Origin of the sequence: Bradyrhizobium sp. BRP19, assembly GCF_020194195.1 — a bacterium.
GTDB lineage: Bacteria > Pseudomonadota > Alphaproteobacteria > Rhizobiales > Xanthobacteraceae > Bradyrhizobium > Bradyrhizobium yuanmingense.
The window spans coordinates 1-1,197 of the sequence record NZ_JADYVZ010000076.1; the positions used below are offsets into that span (position 1 = coordinate 1).

1 protein-coding gene is annotated in these 1,197 nt (G+C 60.4%); it reads right to left on the bottom strand.

Annotated elements, in window-relative coordinates:
• Positions 1-1,197 (bottom strand): amino acid adenylation domain-containing protein (locus I6F36_RS38555; RefSeq protein WP_225173250.1); only part of this gene is annotated, 1,197 nt, incomplete at both ends.

Consider the following 1,197-nt stretch of genomic DNA (forward strand, 5'->3'; position numbering starts at 1 on the left):
CGTTGCGGCCCAGGAACTCAAGATTGCCGTCCGGCAGATAACGTGCAAGGTCGCCGGTCCGGTACAGCCGATCGCCCTCGACAAAGGGACTGGCGATGAACCGCTCCGCGGTCAGCTCAGGGCGGTTGAGGTAGCCCCGTGCCACCCCCGCCCCGCCAATGTAAAGCTCGCCCACCGCGCCGAACGGCACAGGCGCGCCATAGCCATCCAGCAAGTACACACGCGTGTTGGCGATTGGGCGCCCGATCGGGACCAATGACCCATTAAAATCAGCCGGGCAAGTCCAGATCGTCGCGAATGTCGTCGTCTCGGTGGGCCCGTAGCAGTTAATGAGACGTACGGGGCCCTTTTCCTTTAACAATCTCAGAAACGAGGCAAGATCACCGCACTCACCCCCACAGAGGAGGTGCTTCAGTTGCGCCAACGTCGGAGCAATCGTTGATGTATGTTGGTTGAATAATGCTGTTGTTAGAAACAGTGTCGTCACCCGGTGCTGTTCAAGCGCGCGGGCAAAACTAAGAGTATCCCTGACGGTGGCGGCATGCATGGCAACAATGCAACCACCGTTAAGCAGCGGTGCCCATACTTCGAACGTGCTTGCGTCGAAGGCGGGATTGCCAGCCCATGCCACCCGATCTCCTGCATCGATCTTCACATACCCACTGTTGATCACGAGCCGGTTGACGGCACGATGAGGAACAACAACTCCTTTGGGAAGGCCAGTTGAGCCAGAGGTGTACATGACGTAAGCGGCAGTTTCAGCGCTCAACGCCAGCCCAGGATCGGAACTACATCCCGTTCCAGCTATGAGCGGCCCAATAGTACGAACAGGTATCGTCGCCTCAACCAGATCATCAGCGCAAAGCACCAAGCGTGCAGCACAATCGGCCCTCAGCAATTCTTGTCGTGCCGGCGGGAGGGCGCGATCGATCGGTACATACACGCCGCCGGCCTTCAGAATTGCCAGCTGCGCCACCAGAAGAGCGACGGAGCGGTCCAGCACTGTGGCAATGCGATCCCCAGGTTTGACCCCGAGGGCGATCAGGTGATGCGCCAGGCGGTTGGCCCGCGCATTGAGCTCGCCGTAGCTCAGCCGCTCATCTTTGCAGACCACCGCCACCGCATCCGGCGCCTTGTGCACCTGCGCCTCGAACAGCTCGTGGATGCACCGCTCCGCAGGATACGGCGCCGCCGTCC